This is a genomic window from Providencia sp. PROV174 (assembly GCF_028480685.1).
GTDB lineage: Bacteria > Pseudomonadota > Gammaproteobacteria > Enterobacterales > Enterobacteriaceae > Providencia > Providencia rettgeri.
The window spans coordinates 1-2,573 of record NZ_JAMPOT010000034.1 but is presented as its reverse complement, the minus strand read 5'-3'; the positions used below and the strand labels follow the sequence as shown (position 1 = coordinate 2,573).

Annotated in this window: 1 protein-coding gene; it reads right to left on the bottom strand. The window is 47.0% G+C overall.

Annotated elements, in window-relative coordinates:
• On the bottom strand, positions 1 to 2,537 hold a 2,537-nt coding region (locus PSE60_RS20570), incomplete at its 3' end, for a fimbria/pilus outer membrane usher protein (protein ID WP_272666590.1).
• Positions 2,538 to 2,573 lie beyond the last annotated feature (36 nt).

The window sequence follows — 2,573 nt, the reverse complement described above, 5'->3', positions numbered from 1 at the left end:
GTTCTCACTGGCGAATCCGCTGTGATAGCAATTTTTTCTAATGCTGAATAATTCACTGTACATTGGCCTGCATCGCCGCCCCATTGAATATGAATACGTCCTGTATCCGGTAAACCACTCATATAAAGTTGGCCATTTGAGCCGACAATACCGGTATTGATATCGTTATCGTCACTGTCTTCTGCAACTAATGTGGCTATCGCCCCAAACGGTGGCATTTTTCCTGAGCTTGTCAGGGTAACCATCGCTTGGTAACCCACTTTAGTTTTAAAGTGGCGCTTAATCACCGCGCCTTCGGTTGGATACACCATCATGGAAGTATCTTTAAATGTGATGTCATCCGGTAATGTATTGACGTTAACCGAGATTTGGTTTGCCGTGTTGCTAGCCAACTGAGGAATAACTGCATTACCAAAGCGGTCAAACTGTGCCCCCATGCTTAATGCGGCTCCTTTTGCGCCATCCGCGGTAATAATGGCGATGGTGTCCCCAACATTCGGGGATAATGTCACGCCATCAGAATGCGCAACTAACCCGCCACTGAGCGTACCGTTCATGGAACGATTCGTATCGGAGTAACTGTAGCCTGTTGATAATGTAGCGTTATTGCCTGAATACGTCCCGTTAACACTGCCACCGTAATTACTATTACGGCTGTCATAGTTTTGATATAAACCGTAGCTGAAGCGGCTGTTCATCGCACTGCCCGTTAAACCCGCTTGGTGACGCATATCACCGTGGTTATCTACGCTCACCCCGTAACGCGCACTCATGGTTTGTGCCATTTCACTGTTGGTCAGCAGGCTTAGCGGTACCGACACATCGAACGACACCACCCGATTTTCCGGCCAACTGTTGTTGTAGCTTTTCACGCGGTCAACCATATAGCTCAAGCTATAGGAAACGCCACGGAAGTTATTGTTATAAGACATTCCCACTGAGGTATTGGAGCTTTGCCCCCCCCAATAGGTGTTTTTCGAGGCTCTCAGTGACAAAGAACCATACGAATCAAAAGATTGGTTGATAGAGGTCTGGAAACTGTAACGCTGACGTGAACCCGTCCAAGGCGCTAAGCCATCTTTCAGGGTATAGCCCGCATTATTGTAATCCGAGAAAGAATAGAAGTTCTCAGTGGTATAACGCAGTGCCGTCAAGTCAAAGGAGGTACCTGTTGACAGCAAGCTCTTTGAATAACGAATACGGTAAGATTGCCCTTTTAAATTTTTCTCTGAAAATTTGGCATCTGAGTGTGTCACGTCCGTGGATAGCGCCCCGAGCACACCCAACGACAGGCCGATACCGCCCACGACCGAGTTATAGCCGTTCGACACCAACAACCCACCATAAGTGGTGATATTATAAGGTAGACCGACGCTGAATGAGCCGAGCGCAAAGGTTTTACGCTCAGAGCCTACGGTGATCCCCCCATTGTAACGCCCTGCGGAAACTTCATAGTTATACGAGCCTTGGCGCTCCATCATCGGCAATGAGGAATAGGCTTGGGTGAAGACTGTTTGTTTGCCATCTTCTTCTTCTACCGTCACTTCCATGTCCCCGGCCAACCCACTGGCAGGGATATCACGAATAATAAAACGGCCTGGTGCCACAAATGTTTGGTAAACCACACTGCCATTTTGGCGTACGGTGACGGTCGCATTGGTGTTCGCAAATCCCTCTACCACGGGAGCAAACCCTTGCATGCTGCTGGGGTCGAGCTGAGGGTTGGATTTCAGCGTTGCCCCTTTCATCGGGATGGAGTCAAAAATATTGCCACCCGTTGAAATTTCACCGGCGCGTAAGGTGGATTTAATCGCATTAATCGTGCGATAAACATAAGTGTTGGTGAACGAGGAATCACTGCTGCTTGAGGAGCCACTGCTTTTGCTGTAGTTATACAGGTAGCTGGTTCTTAGGCGCCATGCGCCCATGTTGATCCCCGCATTTAAGTTGGCGAACAGAGAATCACTGGTGCTGGATTTTTGGTGATGTTGAGCTAACTGGCGGTTATTACTGTAGTTTAAGACGTAGTCCATCACTAATGCGGTCACACCATCATCACGCAATTCAGGGGGGACATAACCCGCGAAATTAGGCACCATCGCAATTTGTGGCACCGATAAATTCACGGTTAAGGTTTGCGGATCAAACGTAATAGTGGCATCAGCAATATAGTCAGACAGTTTTTCGACCTTAGCATCCTCACTAAGATCTCTTAATTTTGGTAATGCAGAGGTATTCACCCCCAATTTTTTCAGCTCACCCACGGTAAAAACAGGGGTAATTTGACCATCCGATTGTTTATCAAATGCAATGTTGAATTCACCAGAAGGGATCAAATTCACATTCACCATGACATCATATTCGCCTGGGGTTAAGGTGTTACTGTTGGCGAAGTCGTTTAAATCGAGCTGAGAAACATCAATCCCGCTCCCGTGCATTAATAAACCGGGGTCGAAATAAGATTCGGCAGGCGAAAAAGAGGGCGTCATTGCATAGCAGCAAAGAAAAACCTCTAATGCAATTATGTTTAATTTCATCCCTTTCACTGCATCACCTTTTGTTATTTATTATTG